Annotated in this window: 1 protein-coding gene; it reads right to left on the reverse strand. The window is 39.1% G+C overall.

All coding sequences use genetic code 11. The features are described 5' to 3' along the window. Positions 1-548: reverse transcriptase domain-containing protein (locus WFZ86_RS20100; RefSeq protein WP_342693608.1), on the reverse strand; the 548-nt coding region annotated here is incomplete at its 3' end. Positions 549-859 lie beyond the last annotated feature (311 nt).

Raw genomic sequence — 859 nt, forward strand, 5'->3', positions numbered from 1 at the left:
TCTTGTTGTACCACGCCTGCTTTGAGCCATCTTTGGATGTACATTACAACCCATTTGTCTTGGCAATAGTGTTGTACTGTTTTGATCAGTAGTTCGTGATCGATATGGTCAAAGAAGCCTTTAATGTCAAGATCTATGGCAAAGTCATGGTTAAATGAATTTTCATTAGCTTGCTTGATGGCTTGATGTGCATTTCGATTTGGACGGTATCCAAACGAACTTTTGTGAAAAAGTGGTTCGACTATTCGCTCTAAATGGCGTTTGACTACTTGTTGTGCAATACGGTCTAAAAGTGTTGGAATGCCTAATTTTCGTATTCCTCCATCTTTCTTAGGTATGCTTACTTGTTTGACAGCATTAGGGTAATAACTACCAGAGGTGAGCCTGTTCCATAGTTTGTAGAGTTCGGTTTTCTTGTTCTCTTCCAAGTATTCCCAACTCATTTTGTCTATGCCTGCACTACCTTTGTTGGCTCTTACTTCTTTGTATGCTTGCCAAACCATTACTTTGGTTATTGGCTGTGATTTTGTTTCATAATAATCTATCATCCCTTTTAGTTGGTTGTAAATTGTTAGTAAAACTTACTATGCTTAGTCCTTTGCTCCATTTCCATTACAGAAACTTCATCACTACTACAACTAAGTCTGCCCCCTATATCTCAACCACACCCTTTGTTGTCTGTTTCCTCTTTCGATTTGGCAGAGCGATATAGAGTTCACTTGTTCCTTAAAACAGCCTATTTATGCGTCTTGCCAACTTAACCCCGGATGCCATGTGTTCAGTAATCAGGTTTCCAACACACTTGGTCATAGGTACAAACGTAACTACCTATTTTTGACATCGTCTTTTGCGCTAACGA

The organism is Flavobacterium polysaccharolyticum, from assembly GCF_038739875.1.
In the GTDB taxonomy this organism is placed as follows: Bacteria; Bacteroidota; Bacteroidia; order Flavobacteriales; family Flavobacteriaceae; genus Flavobacterium; species Flavobacterium polysaccharolyticum.